16 protein-coding genes are annotated in these 16,136 nt (G+C 72.2%); 7 read left to right on the forward strand and 9 right to left on the reverse strand.

Annotated features, from left to right (window positions below):
• Positions 1–146: 146 nt before the first annotated feature.
• A complete protein-coding gene (locus tag LQK89_RS14665) occupies positions 147–938 on the reverse strand; it encodes an alpha/beta fold hydrolase (protein WP_231049542.1) in 792 nt (263 codons plus the stop codon).
• Here LQK89_RS14665 and LQK89_RS14670 point away from each other — a divergent pair.
• Positions 937–1,743, forward strand: coding sequence for an NAD(P)H-hydrate epimerase (locus LQK89_RS14670; RefSeq protein WP_231049543.1), 807 nt, complete (start codon positions 937–939; stop codon positions 1,741–1,743). The two genes, LQK89_RS14665 and LQK89_RS14670, sit on opposite strands and share 2 nt — an antisense overlap.
• Before the next feature lie 30 nt (positions 1,744–1,773).
• Here LQK89_RS14670 and LQK89_RS14675 read toward each other — a convergent pair whose 3' ends face one another.
• Positions 1,774–2,718, reverse strand: coding sequence for a 2-deoxy-5-keto-D-gluconate 6-phosphate aldolase domain-containing protein (locus LQK89_RS14675; RefSeq protein ID WP_231049544.1), 945 nt, complete (start codon positions 2,716–2,718; stop codon positions 1,774–1,776).
• 60 nt (positions 2,719–2,778) lie between these two features.
• Between LQK89_RS14675 and ypfJ the strand changes: the two genes are divergently transcribed.
• Complete coding sequence (gene ypfJ / locus LQK89_RS14680) at positions 2,779–3,669, forward strand: KPN_02809 family neutral zinc metallopeptidase (protein ID WP_231049545.1); 891 nt, start codon at positions 2,779–2,781, stop codon at positions 3,667–3,669.
• 27 nt (positions 3,670–3,696) lie between these two features.
• Here the strand turns inward: ypfJ and LQK89_RS14685 are convergent, their stop codons facing one another.
• Complete coding sequence (locus tag LQK89_RS14685; RefSeq protein ID WP_231049546.1) at positions 3,697–4,626, reverse strand: DsbA family protein; 930 nt, start codon at positions 4,624–4,626, stop codon at positions 3,697–3,699.
• Positions 4,627–4,874: 248 nt separating this feature from the next.
• Here LQK89_RS14685 and LQK89_RS14690 point away from each other — a divergent pair, with 248 nt between their 5' ends.
• Together LQK89_RS14690 and LQK89_RS14695 are read left to right on the forward strand one after the other, a co-directional pair.
• The gene (locus LQK89_RS14690; protein WP_058740485.1) at positions 4,875–5,975 is read left to right on the forward strand and encodes an ABC transporter ATP-binding protein; all 1,101 of its coding nucleotides are present in this window, start codon (positions 4,875–4,877) and stop codon (positions 5,973–5,975) included.
• A 116-nt stretch (positions 5,976–6,091) separates the two neighbouring features.
• Complete coding sequence (locus tag LQK89_RS14695) at positions 6,092–7,390, forward strand: DUF4032 domain-containing protein (RefSeq protein ID WP_058740491.1); 1,299 nt, start codon at positions 6,092–6,094, stop codon at positions 7,388–7,390.
• A gap of 286 nt (positions 7,391–7,676) precedes the next feature.
• Here the strand turns inward: LQK89_RS14695 and rlmB are convergent, their stop codons facing one another.
• From rlmB to LQK89_RS14715, 4 genes are read right to left on the reverse strand one after another with little or no spacing between them, the layout of a single operon-like run.
• Complete coding sequence (gene rlmB, locus LQK89_RS14700; RefSeq protein ID WP_058740486.1) at positions 7,677–8,687, reverse strand: 23S rRNA (guanosine(2251)-2'-O)-methyltransferase RlmB; 1,011 nt, start codon at positions 8,685–8,687, stop codon at positions 7,677–7,679.
• A 28-nt stretch (positions 8,688–8,715) separates the two neighbouring features.
• On the reverse strand, positions 8,716–10,125 hold the full coding sequence (cysS, locus tag LQK89_RS14705; protein ID WP_231049547.1) for a cysteine--tRNA ligase: 1,410 nt from the start codon (positions 10,123–10,125) through the stop codon (positions 8,716–8,718).
• Between the two features lie 29 nt (positions 10,126–10,154).
• Entirely contained in the window at positions 10,155–11,357 is a 1,203-nt protein-coding gene (gene ispD, locus LQK89_RS14710; protein ID WP_231050811.1) for a 2-C-methyl-D-erythritol 4-phosphate cytidylyltransferase, read from the reverse strand.
• Between the two features lie 13 nt (positions 11,358–11,370).
• Positions 11,371–11,853: a CarD family transcriptional regulator gene (locus LQK89_RS14715; protein ID WP_017888066.1), complete on the reverse strand. Its 483-nt coding sequence runs from the start codon at positions 11,851–11,853 to the stop codon at positions 11,371–11,373.
• A gap of 159 nt (positions 11,854–12,012) precedes the next feature.
• Between LQK89_RS14715 and LQK89_RS14720 the strand changes: the two genes are divergently transcribed.
• Positions 12,013–12,615: a hypothetical protein gene (locus LQK89_RS14720; RefSeq protein ID WP_231049548.1), complete on the forward strand. Its 603-nt coding sequence runs from the start codon at positions 12,013–12,015 to the stop codon at positions 12,613–12,615.
• A 150-nt stretch (positions 12,616–12,765) separates the two neighbouring features.
• Here the strand turns inward: LQK89_RS14720 and LQK89_RS14725 are convergent, their stop codons facing one another.
• Together LQK89_RS14725 and LQK89_RS14730 are read right to left on the reverse strand one after the other, a co-directional pair.
• A complete protein-coding gene (locus tag LQK89_RS14725; RefSeq protein WP_058741548.1) occupies positions 12,766–13,446 on the reverse strand; it encodes a response regulator transcription factor in 681 nt (226 codons plus the stop codon).
• The gene (locus LQK89_RS14730; RefSeq protein ID WP_058741549.1) at positions 13,443–14,609 is read right to left on the reverse strand and encodes a sensor histidine kinase; all 1,167 of its coding nucleotides are present in this window, start codon (positions 14,607–14,609) and stop codon (positions 13,443–13,445) included. The genes LQK89_RS14725 and LQK89_RS14730 overlap by 4 nt, the downstream gene beginning before the upstream one ends.
• 158 nt (positions 14,610–14,767) lie before the next feature.
• Between LQK89_RS14730 and phoU the strand changes: the two genes are divergently transcribed.
• Together phoU and LQK89_RS14740 are read left to right on the forward strand one after the other, a co-directional pair.
• Positions 14,768–15,439 (forward strand): phosphate signaling complex protein PhoU, encoded by a 672-nt coding sequence (phoU, locus tag LQK89_RS14735; protein ID WP_058741550.1) that lies wholly within the window; start codon positions 14,768–14,770, stop codon positions 15,437–15,439.
• Positions 15,440–15,571: 132 nt separating this feature from the next.
• Positions 15,572–16,117, forward strand: coding sequence for an AAA family ATPase (locus LQK89_RS14740; protein ID WP_114849456.1), 546 nt, complete (start codon positions 15,572–15,574; stop codon positions 16,115–16,117).
• Positions 16,118–16,136: the final 19 nt, after the last annotated feature.

Genomic DNA, 16,136 nt, shown 5'->3' on the forward strand with positions numbered 1-16,136 from the left:
CCGGGACGCTACGCGCGGGCGTCTGCGTCAGCGAGGACCCACGAATACCTGTCAGCGGCCGCCGGACACCGAGGAGTCCGCGGAGGCTCCGAGGAACGCGATCGCCGCGTCGCGGAACGCCCGCGACGTCGGCGCGCCGAACGGTGTCACCGCGTGGTTGCGCCCCCGAGGAACGCGATCGCCCGCTCACGGAACATCCGCGACGTCGGGGCGTTGAAGTGGTTCCGTCCCGGGATCTCGAAGAAGTCCGCGTCCGGTGCCGCCGCGGCGAGCCGCACCGCGCTGTCCTTGATCCCGTCCTCGCTGCCCGCGGCCATCAGGATCGGCTGCGCGGGTGCGTTCTCGGGCGTCGGCTCGATGCTGTCCCGCATCCCCTCCACCATCGCGACGAGGGCCCGCAGGTCGTTCCCCTCCACCCCGGAGGCCATCTGCAGGTACTCGTTCGTGACGCGGTCCTCGATGGGGGTCCCGTCGGCGATGTACGCCTTCGCCTGGTCGACGGCCACCCGGCGCATCGGGTCGGCGTCCGGGATGCCGCCGAAGACGGCGCGGGTCACGCGGTCCGGGATCCGCTCGGCGGTGTGCCAGCCGACGCGGGCGCCGAGCGAGTACCCGAGGTACGCGACGTCGGACAGCAGGTAGGTGTCGATGACCGCGGTGACGTCCGCCACGAGCAGGTCCATCGAGTACGCGGACGGGTCGTGCGGCTTCGACGATGCTCCGTGGCCGCGCTGGTCGAGCGCGACGACCCGGTAGCCGGCGCGGACGAGGTCGCGGGTCCAGCCGGAGGCGTGCCAGTTGAGCACCGCGCTCGACGCGAAGCCGTGCACCGCGACGACGACGGGGGCATCCGGGTCACCGAAGTCGTAGGTGGCGAGCTTCAGCCCGTCCGGGGACATCACGGCACGGGGTCGGGGCGCTTCGGGGACGAGTGACATGGCGCGACCAGGCTACCGGGGCATGGTGGTCGACATGGACGGCTACGGCGGCGATCAGGTCCGGGCGGCGGAGCGGCCGCACCTCGAGGCGGGCGAGCCCCTCATGCAGCGGGCGGCCGACGGCCTGGCCCGGATCGTGGGCGACCTGCTCGACGACCCCGCGATCCGTCCGCAGGACGGGCCCGGTTCGGTGCTGGTCCTCGCCGGCAGCGGCGACAACGGCGGTGACGCCCTGTTCGCGGCGGCGCGGCTGGCGACGGCCGGGAGGCACGTGGCGATCGTGCGCGTCGGCCGACGTGTGCACGAGGCGGGCCTGGCAGCCGCGCTGGGTGCCGGGGCGCGCCTCCTGGCCGGTCCGACCCCGCCCCGTGGCGGGGACGCGGCCGCCGGCGCTGCCGACGTGCTGCGGGCGGCGGTCGTGCCGGACGGCGAGCGACTCGCGGCGGTGACCACGGAGGCCGCGGAGCGGACCGACCTGCTGCTCGACGGCGTCCTCGGCATCGGGGTGCAGGGCGCCACCGCGCTGCGCTCCCCCGCCCGCGAGGTCGTCGACGCGGTCCGGGAGCTCGCCCGCGACCAGCGCGCGCCGTACGTCGTCGCCGTGGACGTGCCGAGCGGCATCGACGTCGACACGGGCGGCGTGGCCGACGACAACGTGCTGCACGCCGACGTGACGGTGACCTTCGGTGCGGTGAAGGCGGGGCTCCTGCGGGGGCCCGGTGCCACCCTCGCCGGGCGCATCGAACTCGTCGACGTCGGGATCGGCGACGAGCTCGCGGCCGTGGAGCCCCTCGTCCGGACCTGACCGGCCCGGGACCGGGACGGTGTCGCCGGATCAGTGCCCGCCGGCGTCCACCCCGTCGACCACGTCGGGCCGCGCCTCGAGCCAGGTGTCGACGAAGTGCCGGTAGTTCGCCGCGATCAGCCGCTCGGCGCCCTCGTCGTCGAGGCCCTGGTGCACGACGTCGTCGAGCGCGTCCTCCCAGTTGCTCCGCCCGATCGCGAACCCGACGAACCCGTCCACCGGAGCTGCCGTCCGGAGCCAGTGGTCGAGCTGCTCCTCCGGGGCGTCCCGACCGAGCACGATGCACTGCACGCCGTCCCGGCCACCCGCGCGGACGGCCTCGACCACGCGTCGGGCGTCCTCGGTGCGGTCGAGCCCCTCGAGCTTCCACACGTCCGGTTCGACGCCGTGCTCCTGCAGGTAGCCGACGACCTCGACGACGAGCCCGGGGCGGACGTCGCGGTCGTAGTCCGTCCCGCCGTCCTGCTGCTGCTCGTCCGTCGCGGGGACGAGGAGCTCGACGAGGAACGGCCGCCCGGCGTCGTGCAGGGTTCGGGACACCCCCGCGAGCCGATCGGCCTGCGCGGCGCGCTCGTCGGAGTCGAAGCCGGGGTTGTCGCGGACGAGCACCTTCACGAAGTCCGGGTCGAACGCGTCGACGTGCGCGACCCAGTCGTCGCCGTACTCCAGCTCGAACCACTCCCGACCCGACCGCTCGACCGGCATCGCGAGCACCAGCCCGGCCTCCTTGACCAGCCGTGCGACGTCGGCGCCGTAGCGCTCGTCGACGAGGACGCCCGTGCGCGCCCGGGACGCGCCGGCGGCCAGCGCCGCGAGCACACCGCGGTAGACGAGCTGCTTGCCGGCGCGGACCCGCTCGGCGTCGGCCTCGTCGGCCGGCTCACCGGAGTCGTCGCCGTAGGTGTGCTCCAGCAGCGAGGACCGCTGGTCCATCGCGAAGAGGAAGAGGGGGTGCTGTTCGTCGAGGTCGGCCATGCCGGCCATGTTGCTCGCCGTCCCTCCGCGCCGACCCGGCGAGCGGGTACGTTCTGGCGCATGACCTTCAACGACGACTCCAAGCTGTCCGGCGGCAAGGTGCAGCGCCGCGGTCGCGGGGCGGCGATCGGCGGCGGCGCGGTGGGCATCGGCGCGATCGTGGTGTTCCTCGTCGCGCAGTTCACGGGCGTCGACCTCACCCCGTTCCTCGGCGGCGACGGGACCACCCAGATCCAGCAGCAGGGCGACACCGTCGACGCGGCGTCCCGGTGCCGGACCGGCCGCGACGCGAACCTCGACGTGGAGTGCCGGATGGAGGGCGCCGCGGAGTCGCTCGACGCGTACTGGAGCCGGGAGTCCCGCGACCTCGGCACGGGCTACACCACCCCGGGCTTCGTGCTGTTCGACGGCTCGACGGGCACCGGCTGCGGGCAGGCGTCCGCCGCGACGGGGCCGTTCTACTGCCCGCCGGACCGCTCGATATACCTCGACACCGCGTTCTACGACGACCTGCAGTCCCGCTACGGTTCGTCCGGCGGACCGCTCGCGCAGATGTACGTCGTCGCACACGAGTGGGGCCACCACTTGCAGCAGCTGCAGGGCACGTTCGCGGCGACCGACCGGTCCGGCACCGGAGCGTCGTCGGGGAGCGTCCGCGTCGAGCTGCAGGCGGACTGCTACGCGGGCGCCTGGGTGGGCGCGGCCGCGACGACGAAGGACGCCGACGGGCAGACCTTCTTCGAGCCGATCACGAGCGACCAGATCCGGGACGCCCTGTCGGCGGCGAGCGCGGTCGGCGACGACAGCATCCAGGAGCGGGCCACCGGCAGCGTCGACCCGGACTCGTTCACGCACGGGTCGAGCGCGCAGCGCCAGGCGTGGTTCACGCGCGGGTACGAGCAGGGCGCGACCCGGTGCGACACCTTCAGCGTGCCGGGGTCTGCGCTGTAGCAGCGGGCCCCGAGTCCGAGCGGGCGGCTACTCGGCGGACGGCGTGGCCGACGCGCTCGGCGTCGGCGTCGGCGTGCCCTCGGTCGCCCCCGCGGCGGACACCACGAACGTGCGGAAGTCGTCGTTGGTGATCGGGGAGGTGAGCTCGTACTGCTTGCCGTTCACGAGCACGAGCGGCGTACCGGGGAAGTCCTGCAGGTCCGAACCCGGGACGTCGCCACCCGTCACCGCGGTCGTCCGCTCGTCGACCCACTTCGCGAAGGTCTGGTCGGCGATGCAGTCCCGGATCGCACCGGCGTCCCGGATCCCGTCCACCCCGGTGACGATGCGCTGGAGCTGTGCGTCGGTGAGCCCCGCGGTGCCCTGCTCCGGCTGGCGGGCGAAGAGCGCCTGGTTCACGGCGTAGAACTGGTCGGGCGAGCGGTCCGCGACGCACGCGGCGGCGTTCGCGGCCCGGAGGGAGTACTTCGTGCCCTGCGACCGGTTCGACAGGGTCGCGATCGGGTGGATGTCGACCGTGGCGGCACCGGACTCGGCGAGGCTCGCGATGTAGTCGCCGTTCGCCTTCTCGAACTGGCCGCAGGTCGGGCAGAGGTAGTCGACGTAAATCGTGATGCGCACGCTCGGCGCCGCGGTCGCGCTCGGGTCGGCCGACGGCGAGGCGTCCGCGGAAGCGGACGAACCCGACCCCACGGCCTTCAGGTCCTGCCCGATGGTGATGCCGCCCTGCGACATGTTCGCGGGTCCGGGGCCGGCGGGCTGCGTCGAGTCGACGAGCACCAGCGTGACGACGGCCGCCGCCGCGACGAGCACGACGCCCAGGCCGATCTGCAGGCCGAGCCGGGTCCCGCGCTGCCGGCGCTTCTGCTGCGTCCGGATCCGCTGGGCGCGCTGTCTGGCGGCCTCTCGTCGTTCGTTGCGCGCGGCGCGTGCGTCACCCTCGGGGCGGTTGGTCATGCGTCGATGGTCCTCACGTCGATCCTGGTGTCCGCACGGCTTCCCCCGCACGCCGGACGGACCCGCCGATCGTAGTGGTCCTTCCTGGGACCAGCCAACCAGGTCGTCCGGGGCACTGGCGCTGCGCGGGGAAGTCGTGTTGTATGAGCATCGATGGTCGACGGCGACCATCCGGGGCCCCCACGGGCAACCGCTTCACAACGGATCGTCCGGCACGTACCTGCCGGTGAAGGAAGGATCGAACGCTCATGGCGTCCGTCACCTACGACAAGGCAACCCGTCTCTACCCCGGAGGCAACCGCCCCGCGGTCGACTCCCTCGACCTGGACATCGCCGACGGCGAGTTCCTCGTCCTCGTCGGCCCCTCCGGCTGCGGCAAGTCGACCTCGCTGCGCATGCTCGCCGGCCTCGAAGAGGTCAACTCCGGTGCGATCCGCATCGGCGAGCGCGACGTCACCGACGTCCCGCCGAAGGACCGCGACATCGCGATGGTCTTCCAGAACTACGCGCTGTACCCGCACATGACCGTCGCCGAGAACATGGGCTTCGCGCTCAAGATCGCCGGCGTCGGCAAGGAAGAGCGCGCCACCCGCGTGCAGGAGGCCGCCAAGCTCCTCGACCTCGAGCAGTACCTCGGCCGCAAGCCGAAGGCGCTCTCCGGTGGTCAGCGTCAGCGCGTCGCGATGGGCCGCGCCATCGTCCGTCAGCCGCAGGTGTTCCTCATGGACGAGCCGCTGTCGAACCTCGACGCCAAGCTCCGCGTCCAGACCCGCACGCAGATCGCCTCGCTGCAGCGTCGCCTCGGCGTCACCACGGTCTACGTCACGCACGACCAGACCGAGGCGCTGACCATGGGCGACCGCATCGCGGTGCTCAAGGACGGCATCCTGCAGCAGGTCGGCACCCCGCGCGACCTGTACGAGAAGCCGAACAACGTGTTCGTCGCCGGCTTCATCGGTTCGCCCGCCATGAACCTGCTCCCGGCCGACGTCGTCGAGGGCGGGATCAAGTTCGGCACGCTGAACCACGCGATCGACCGCGACACGCTGTCGAACGCGCGCGCCGGGCAGATCACCGTCGGCATCCGTCCCGAGGACGTCATCGTCTCGACCTCGGGCGAGGGTCTGCCGGTCACGGTCGACGTCGTCGAGGAGCTCGGTGCCGACGGCTACCTGTACGGTCACGCCGACGTGAACGGCCAGCGCGCCGACATCGTCGCCCGTGTCGACGGTCGCTCGCACCCCTCGATCGGTGACACGATCGTGATCGCGCCGAAGCAGGGCCACGTCCACGCCTTCGACACCGAGTCGGGCGAGCGTCTCGACGACAAGGCCGTCGTCAGCGCCTGACGCTGGAACAGCCGGACAGGAGGCGCGGTGCCAGCTGGCACCGCGCCTCCCGTCTGCCAGCCGCCCGGACCAGCAGGAGCCACCCGTACCAACAGGAGCCAACCGTGCCCGACTCCATGTCCATCACCGCAGCCACCGTCGACCCCGGTCTCCTCGACCTGCCGTGGGACCTGCCGCTCGAGGACTGGCCGGACGACGTCATCGTCGCGCTCCCGAAGGGCATCTCGCGGCACCTCGTCCGCTTCGTGCACCTGAGCGGGTACGTGGCCGCCGTGAAGGAGACCGGCGAAGAGGTCGCCCGCGCGGAGTACGAGATGCTCAAGACGCTGCAGCGCATGGACGTGCCGTGCGTGGACCCCGTCGCGGTGATCACGAACCGCGTCGACGAGCACGGCGAGCCGCTGCACCCGGTGCTCGTCACCCGGCACCTGCGCTTCTCGCTGCCGTACCGGGCGCTGTACTCGCAGACCCTCCGCCCGGAGACGGCGACGCGACTCGTCGACGCCCTCGCACTGCTGCTCGTCCGGCTGCACGTGATCGGGTTCTACTGGGGCGACGTCTCGCTCTCGAACACGCTGTTCCGCCGTGACGCCGGCGCGTTCGCGGCCTACCTGGTCGACGCCGAGACCGGCAAGCTCTACCCCGGCGGACTGTCGAACGGGCAGCGCGAGAACGACCTCGAGGTCGCGCGCGTCAACATCGCGGGCGAGCTGCTCGACCTCGAGGCCGGTGGGCGCCTCGACGAGAACGCCGACGCCGTGGACGTGTCGAACCGCATCGTGGCGCAGTACCGGACGCTCTGGAAGGAGCTCACCGGCACCGAGCAGTTCGACATCAAGGAGCGCTGGCGCATCAACGACCGGGTCGAGCGGCTCAACGCGCTCGGCTTCGACATCGAGGAGCTGTCGATCCACACGACCGAGGGCGGTTCGCAGGTGCGGATCCAGCCCAAGGTCGTGGACGCGGGGCACCACCAGCGCCGGCTGCTCCGCCTGACCGGACTGGACGCGGGCGAGAACCAGGCGCGGCGGCTGCTCAATGACCTCGATGCGTACCGGGCGCGCAACGGCCGGGACCGGCTCGACGAGGAGATGGTGGCGCACGAGTGGGTCTCGCGCGTGTTCGAGCCCGTCGTGCGCTCGATTCCCCGGGACCTGCGCGGTCGGCTCGAGCCCGCCGAGGTCTTCCACGAGCTGCTCGAGCACCGCTGGTACATGTCCCAGGAGGAGGAGCGTTCGGTCTCCCTCCCCGAGGCCACGACCGCGTACATCAACGACGTGCTCCGGCACCGCCGCGACGAGCGCCTGCTGATCAACCCGCCGACCTCGTCCATGACGCTGCCGATCCCGGTCCTCGACGACGCAGACGCAGCGTCCGACGAGGAGGACGTCGAGGACTGGCGCGCGAGCGTCTGACCCTGCACCGTCCCGCACCTTCCGGGGCGCGCCTGGCCCGCTCGCGTTCCGCGAGCGGGCCAGATCTGTCACGTTCGCGGCCCGCAGCCGACACTTCGTGCACGCTCGGCGGACCGCACACGGCACGTCGTGAACGCTCGCGGCGCGAGACGGGCGGGGCGGACGGACAGGAGGCCCGGTGCCGGTCACGTGGACCGGCACCGGGCGTCCTGTGGTCGCGCTGGCGCGCACAGCGCTCGCGCACCGCGGTGGTGCGCGCAGCGCTCGTCCGCGCAGCGCTCGTTCGTCACTGGGCGCGTCGGCGCCGGGCGACCTCCCACAGGGTGACGCTCGCGGCGATGCCGGCGTTGAGCGACTCCGTGGCGCTCGAGATCGGGATCGAGACGATCGCGTCGCAGGTCTCGGTGACCAGGCGCGACAGGCCCTTGCCCTCGGACCCGACGACGATCACGATCGGCCGGTCGGCGAGCTCGAGGGCGTCGAGCTCCACGTCACCGTCACCGTCGAGGCCGAGCACGAAGAGGCCCATCGACTTGAGCGACTTCAGGGTCTGCGTCAGGTTCGGTGCCATCGCGACCGGGGTGCGGGCGGCGGCACCGGCGGAGGTCTTCCACGCCGACGCGGTCACCCCGACCGAGCGACGCTGCGGCACGATGACGCCGTGCCCGCCGAACGCCGCGGTCGAGCGGATGATCGCGCCGAGGTTCCGTGGGTCGGTGATGCCGTCGAGCGCCACCATGAGCGGCACCTGGTCGCGGGAGAACGCACGCTCGGCCAGGTCCTCGGCGACCGCGTACTCGTACGCCGGCACCTTGAGCGCGACGCCCTGGTGCACGCTGTCGTGCCCGGTGATGCGGTCAAGCTCCGGCCGCATGATCTCCATGATCGGGACACCTCGGTGGTTCGCCAGCGCCAGGATCTCCTTGACGCGGTCGTCGACCTCGATGCGGGCGGCGACGTAGAGCGTCGTCGAGGGCGTCTTCGTGCGCAGGGCCTCGAGCACGGAGTTGCGTCCGGTCACGAGCTCCGAGTCGTCGGTCTTCCGCTGCGGCGGGCGGCCGGTGCGCTGCTGCGGCGAGCTGGAGGCGCCGTGGCGACCCCGAGCGGCCTCGAAGCGCTCCTTGGCGGCCTTGCGCTTGCCGGCGGGGTGGTACGGCCGGTCCTCGGCCTTGGGCGTGGGCTTGCGCCCCTCGAGCGCCTGCGCGCCCTGGCCGCCGGAGCCGACCTGCTTGTTGCCCTTGCGGCCGGAGCGGACGGCGCCGGGCCGGCCCTTCTTGCTCCCCGAGACGTTCTTCATTGCTCTCTCCTGTCCGGCACGGCCGTTGTCAGGCGATGCTCCAGCGTGTTCCTGCTGCGGTGTCCTCGATGGTGATCCCCGCGGCTGCGAGGTCGTCGCGCACGCGGTCCGCCGTGGCGAAGTCCCGTGCGGAACGGGCGTCCGCGCGCTCCTGCACGAGGCGGTCGACGAGCGCGGCGAGCGGTGCGGCCGAGACGTCCTGACCACCACCGGACCAGTGGGCCGCTCGCGGGTCGATGCCGAGGACCTCGACCATCGCGGCCACCTGATGGTACGCGACCCCGAGCGCTTCCGCATCGTCGGCGTCCAGGGCGGCGTTCCCGGCGCGCACGGTGTCGTGCAGCACGGCGAGGGCCTGGGGCACCGAGAGGTCGTCGTCCATGGCAGCCGCGAAGGCCTCGGGCACCCCCGGGGCGGTCGTCGCCTGCTGCCCGGTCAGGCGGCCGGCGGCACGGTCGAGGAACCCGGCGATCCGGTCGTACGCCGCCTCGGCCTCGGCCAGGGAGCCCTCGTGGTGGTCGATCGACGAGCGGTAGTGCGCGGCGCCGAGGAAGTACCGGACGACCGCCGGCCGAGCGGCGCCGAGGAAGTCCGCGGCGAAGATCGAGTTGCCGAGCGACTTCGACATCTTCTGCCCGTCGACGGTCACGAGTCCGTTGTGCAGCCAGTACGACGCGAAGCCGTCACCGGCAGCGGTCGACTGCGCGAGCTCGTTCTCGTGGTGCGGGAAGCGCAGGTCGAGCCCGCCGCCGTGCACGTCGAACGCCGGACCGAGGTACCGGCGGGACATCGCGGAGCACTCGATGTGCCACCCTGGCCGACCCGGGCCCCACGGGGAGTCCCACGTCGCGGTCGCCGGCTCGCCGGGCTTCGCGCCCTTCCAGAGCGCGAAGTCCCGCGGGTCCCGCTTGCCGCGCGGGTCGGCGTCGGCGGCGTCGACCATGTCCTCGCGGCGCTGCCGGGTCAGGGCGCCGTAGTCGGCCCAGCTGCCGGTGTCGAAGTAGACGTCGCCGGAGCCGTCCGCGGCGGCGTAGGCGTGCCCGCGCTCGATGAGCCGCTGGATGATGTCGTGCATCTGGGGCACGCTCGCGGTCGCACGGGGTTCGTACGTCGGCGGCAGGATGCCGAGGGCGTCGTACGCCGCGGTGAACTCCCGCTCGACGCGGTACGCCCGGGCGAACCACGGCTCGTCGGTGCCCGCAGCCAGGTCGAGCACCTTGTCGTCGATGTCCGTGACGTTCCGCACGAGGGTGACGTGGTAGCCGCGGTAGGTCAGCCACCGGCGCCAGACGTCGTACACGAGCGCCGAGCGCAGGTGCCCGATGTGCGGCGACGACTGCACCGTCGGACCGCAGACGTACATGCTCACCTGTCCGTCGACCAGCGGGACGAGGTCGACGACGGCTGCGGCGCGGGAGTCGTACAGGCGAACGGTCACCCGTCCAGCCTAGGACGTCGGACGGGCGGTCAGGCGGGGCGCACCACGGCGGTCGCGATCGCGGCGAGCCCCTCGCCGCGTCCGGTCAGCCCGAGCCCGTCGGTCGTCGTGCCGGACACCGCGACGGGTGCCCCGACGACCGCGGCGAGGGCGTCCTGCATCTCGGTCCGCCGTGCCCCGATGCGCGGGCGGTTGCCGATCACCTGCACCGTCACCGAGGTCGGCACGAGACCCGCCGCCGCGAGCAGTTCGACGGCCCCGCGGACGAACACGTCGCCGGACGCGCCCGCGTACCGGGGGTCGGAGGTGCCGAACCGACCGCCGATGTCCCCGAGCCCGCCGGCGGAGAGCAGCGCGTCGCAGACGGCGTGCGCCACGGCGTCCCCGTCGCTGTGGCCGGAGAGTCCGGGCTGTCCGGGGAAGTCGAGCAGGCCGACGCGGCAGGGCGATGCGTCGTCGAACGCGTGCACGTCGACCCCGAGCCCGATGCGGACCGTGGGCAGCGCCGAGTCCGCGACGATCGCCTCGGCCCGTGCGAGGTCCCAGCGGGTGGTGATCTTGAACGCGTCGGCGTGCCCGGGGACCGTGCGGACCACGCCGCCCGCCGCACGGAACACCCCGGCGTCGTCGGTCTCGGACCGCTGCGCCGCCGCGTAGGCGTCCCGGAGCGCCCGCAGCGGGAACACCTGCGGGGTCTGGACGCCGACGAGCGCGGACCGGTCGACCGTCTCGACCACCAGGTCGCCCTCGACCCGCTTGACGGTGTCGGTCACGGGCAGCGCCGGGACGGCCCCGTCCCCGGTCGTGACCGCACGCTCGAACACGGCGGCGAACTGCGCCGCCGGGGTCAGGCACCGGGCGGCGTCGTGCACGCCCACCCACTCGATGCCGTCGGGCAGGGCGTCGAGCCCGGCCTGCACGGACGCGTGCCGGTCGGCGCCGCCCGCGACCACGGCGGTCAGGGCATCGGCGGGACCCGCGACGGCCGCGACGAGGGCGCGGCACTCGTCCAACCGGGCGGCCGGCGCGACGACGACCACGAAGGTCGGCTCGGCCAGGGTGAACACCGTCCGCACCGCCCGGGTCAGCATCAGTTCGCCGGCGACGGGCACGAAGGCCTTCGCGTCACCGATGCCCAGGCGCGTCCCGGAGCCGGCCGCGACGACGACGACCGCCCTGCTCACCCGGGGTCCGGGGAGCAGGGCGGTCGAGTCGTCGTGCTGTGGCGCCAGGGTGCTGGTCGCGCTAGGAGGCGAGGACCTCGTCGAGGACGGTCGATGCCTTGTCCTCGTCGGTCTTCTCGGCCAGGGCCAGCTCGGAGATCAGGATCTGGCGCGCCTTGGCCAGCATCCGCTTCTCACCCGCCGAGAGCCCGCGGTCCTGGTCGCGGCGCCAGAGGTCGCGGACGACCTCGGACACCTTGATGACGTCACCGGAGGCGAGCTTCTCGAGGTTCGCCTTGTAGCGGCGCGACCAGTTGGTCGGTTCCTCGGTGAACGGTGCCCGGAGGACCTCGAACACCTTGTCGAGTCCTTCCTTGCCGATCACGTCGCGGACGCCGACCAGGTCGACGTTGTCCGCCGGGACCTCGATCGTCAGGTCACCCTGCGTGACGCGGAGTTTCAGGTAGACCTTCTCCTCGCCCTTGATGACGCGAGTCTTGACTTCAGAGATGGTTGCCGCCCCGTGGTGGGGGTAGACGACGGTCTCGCCGACCTCGAATTGCATGTATCAGGCTCCGTTCCCAGAACCCCCAGTTTACCACAAGGGCGTTTCGGGTAGTGGGGCCGGGGCGGACCCACACCCGGGTGATCGCTAGGATGGTGCCGGACCGTCCGGTCCGCCATCATGATCTTCCGGAGGAATCTCTTGCGAGCTCGGGTACTCGTGTCCGTCGCCGTTGCGGCAACCATCGCGCTCGGCGCCACCGGCTGCGAGTTCATGTCGCCGGCGCACACGACGGAGATCAAGCAGATCACCGACGGCGTGAACGTCACCACCGGCAAGCTCGACATCCGCAACGCGCTCTTCATCTCCGACCGCGGCGAGGACGCACGCTTCATCGGCACCGTCATCAACACCGACGAGTCCGAGGACATCACGCTCTCGATCGAGCTCGGCGGCGACACCCAGACGGTCGTCGTCCCCGCCGGCAGCCGCCGCGACCTCGGCACGAACACCCCGACGGTGTCGAGCAGCGAGGGCTCGAGCGCCCAGGAGGGCAGCGACTCGCAGGGCACCGAGCAGACCGGCGCGAAGGCGGTCGTCTTCGAGGGCGCGGACGCCCGGCCCGGCTCGCTCGTCAAGACCTACTTCTCGTACTCCGGCGCCGAGGGCGTCTCGGCCAGCGTCCCCGTGCTGACCAACGCGATGGAGGAGTACCAGAGCCTCGCACCGTCGCCGAGCCCCACGGGCACCGCGACGCCGAGCGCCGGCACCGAGTCCACCTACGCCACCCCGACCGGCGAGGCCACCAGCTCCGGCAACTGACGCAGAGCCCACTCCAGCGAGCGCGCGCCGGACAGCGCGTCAGACCGGAGGCCCGGGGCCGGTTCCGAGAACCGGCACCGGGCCTCCAGTCCGTCCGGACCCGGCCGCGTCGCCGAGGCGACGCGACCAGGAACGGCCGACGGGTCGGGCTCAGCCCTCGATGCGGTAGCCGAGGCCGCGGACGGTGACGAGGATCTCGGGTGTGCTCGGCACGCGCTCGATCTTCGAGCGGATCCGCTTGATGTGCACGTCGAGCGTCTTGGTGTCCCCGAAGTAGTCGGACCCCCACACCCGGTCGATGAGCTGCCCGCGGGTGAGCACACGGCCGGCGTTCCGGAGCAGCAGCTCGAGCAGCTCGAACTCCTTGAGCGGCATCGGCGTCTCGGACCCGTCCACCGACACCGTGTGCCGCTCGACGTCCATCCGGATCCCGCCGACCTGCAGGATCCCGCTGTCGCCCGGGTCGTCCTCGGTCCGACGCCGCAGCACCGCCCGGAGCCGGGCGAGCAGCTCCCGCGTCGAGTACGGCTTCGTCACGTAGTCGTCCGCGCCGAGCTCGAGCCCGACGACGATGTCCACCTCGGAGTCCTTCGCGGTGAGCATGATGATCGGCACGTTCGACCGCGTGCGGATCTGCCGGCAGACCTCGGTGCCGCTGAGGCCCGGGAGCATGAGGTCGAGCAGCACGAGGTCCGGGTTCTCCGCGTCGAACTTCGACAGCGCGGTCACGCCGTCCGCCGCGACGGCGGTCTCGTAGCCCTCCCGCTGCAGGAGGAACTCCAGGGGCTCGCTCAGGGCCGGCTCGTCGTCGACGATGAGGATCTTGGTCACGATGGCTGCTCTTCCAGTTGCTCTTCGAGGGCGGTGGTGAGGTCGGGATCCGCCTCGGGGAGACGGATCGTGAAGGTCGAGCCCTTGCCGGGCTGCGACCAGACGCGCACGTCGCCGCCGTGGTTGCCGACGACGTGCTTGACGATGGCGAGGCCGAGCCCGGTGCCGCCGGTCGCCCGGGAGCGCGCCGGGTCGACGCGGTAGAAGCGCTCGAACACGCGGTCGAGGTCGGCCTCGGGGATGCCGACGCCCTGGTCGGTGACGGCGATCTCGACGAAGCCCTTCGCCGACCGGACGCCCACGCCGACGCGGGTGTGGTCCGGCGAGTACTTCACGGCGTTGGCGATGAGGTTCGACACCGCGACCTGCAGCAGCCCCGGGTCCCCCATCACGCGGAGCTTCGTGCGCTTCGCACGGACCAGGTCGATGTCCCGGGCGCGCGCGACGACCTCGTTCGCGTCGACGGCGGCCTGCACGATCTTGTCGATCGATGTCTCCTCGCTGTTCTCCAGCGTGTCCACGGACTGCAAGCGCGAAAGCTCGATGATGTCCTTCGTCAGGGCCCCGAGCCGCTCCGACTCGGTCATCAGCTGCCCGGCGAACTTCTTCACGTGCTCGGGGTCGTCCGCGGCGACGACCAGGGTCTCGGCGAGCAGGCCGATCGCGCCGATCGGGGTCTTCAGCTCGTGCGAGATGTTCGCGACGAAGTCCCGTCGGACCTCGTCGATGCGGCGGCTCTCGGTGAGGTCGTCGGCCGTGACGAGGACGTACCGGTTGCCGAGCTGCGCCGCCCGGAAGCTCAGGTAGCCGATCAGCTCGCCGCTCCGGCCGCGGGGCAGCTCGAGGTCCTCCGACCCCATCTCGCCGCTCCGACGCACCCGGTCCACCAGCTCGACGAGCTCCCGGTGCGCGAGCTTCCGCCGCACCACCAGCCCGACCGTGAGCGCCTGCGGCGAGGCCGCGACGACGGTGTTCGACGGGTCGACCACGACCGCCGGGTTGTGCATCGTCGCGATCACCGCGGCGACGCCGTCCGGCAGGGTCCGCTCCGCGACGTCGGCGGCACGGGCGGTGCGTTCCGCCGTGATGACGAGCACCACGACCCCCGCGCCGAACACCCCACCGAGGAGCATCGAGAGTGGCACGAGCCACACGTTGTCCATGCCGCCAGTGTAGGGACGGACACGTCCGGTTCCGACGCCGTTCACCCCCGGCGACGGTGTTTCCGGGTCCGCTGCGCGAGGTGTTCAGCCGCAGGTCACCGTTCGTTCACCTGCCCTGACGACACTCGACCGGTACGCATCAGAGAGGCACATCCCCCATGCGCGAAGTCTTCCAGCAGGAGCTCCAGGACGTCCAAGAGCGTCTGACCGAGATCGCCGGGCTCGTCGAGTCCGCGATCACCCGCGCGACGCAGGCGTTCAGCGACTCCGACGTCGCCCTCGCGGAGGAGGTGATCGCCGACGACGCCAAGATCGACGCCGCCGCGAACGCCCTCGACGAGGTCGCCATCGACATCCTCGCCCGCCAGGCCCCGGTCGCCCGCGACCTGCGCGTCGTCGTGACCGCGCTGCGCGTCAGCTCGTCGCTCGAGCGCATGGGCGACATGGCCGAGCACATCGCCCAGCTCGCCCGCCAGCGCTTCCCGGAGAAGGTCGTGCCGAAGGGCCTGCGCCCCACCTTCAAGAAGATGGGGGCCCACGACGTCGCGATGGCGCAGAAGCTCACCCGCCTGCTCGCCACCGAGGACATCGCGCTCTCCGCCGAGATCCGCGACGAGGACGACCAGGTCGACGAGCTGCACGCCAGCGTCTTCGACTTCGTGCTCGGCGAGACCTGGAAGGGCAACCCGATCGACACGGTGGACGCCACGCTCGCGTCGCGCTACCACGAGCGCTTCGCGGACCACGCGGTGTCGATCGCGAAGAAGGTGGAGTACCTGGCGACGGGCGACTGGGCCGGCGCCGCGTCGGTGACGGCCTCCCCCGCCTGACGCACCGCTCCCGTCGCGTCGGGTCGCATCCGCAAGACGCAACGTCGGCGGTTCCTCGCAGCGGTATGACGCTGCGAGGAACCGCCCCCGTTGCGTTTTGCGCTCTGCGCAGGGGGACGGGAGGATCGTGGCATGGCTCAGGTCGCGATCGTCGTCAACGGGATGCCCGGTTCGGGCAAGAGCACGGTGGGGGCGGCCCTCGCCGAGGTGCTCGGCTGTCCCTTCCTGTCGAAGGACCGGATCAAGGAGCCGCTCGCGGACATCGTCGGCCCGATGATCGCCTCGCGTCCGCTGGGCGGGATCGCGATGGACACGATGTGGTCCATGGCTCGGGCCGTCGAGAACGGGGTCGTCCTCGACGCCGTCTGGCTGCCGTCGCGTGACCGGGACCGCCTGGAGGCGGGGCTCGCCGCCGCCGCGTCACCGCGCGCCGTCGAGGTGTGGTGCGACGTCGACCGGGCCACCGCCGAGGTCCGGCTGCGCGACCGGTACGACCCGGGAACCCTGCCGGTGCGCCACGAGGTGCACGGCGACCTCGCCGACGTCCTGGCGTTCTGGGACGAGCACGGCGACGCCGGTCCGGTCGCGCTGCCCGGGGTGCCCGTCGTCCGGGTGGACACCGCGCACCCGTACGACGTCGGGGCACTCGTGCAGGAGATCGCGTCGCACTTCGTCTGACCCGCTCGGTCCGTCGCAG

The organism is Curtobacterium sp. C1, from assembly GCF_021049325.1.
Lineage (GTDB): Bacteria > Actinomycetota > Actinomycetes > Actinomycetales > Microbacteriaceae > Curtobacterium > Curtobacterium citreum.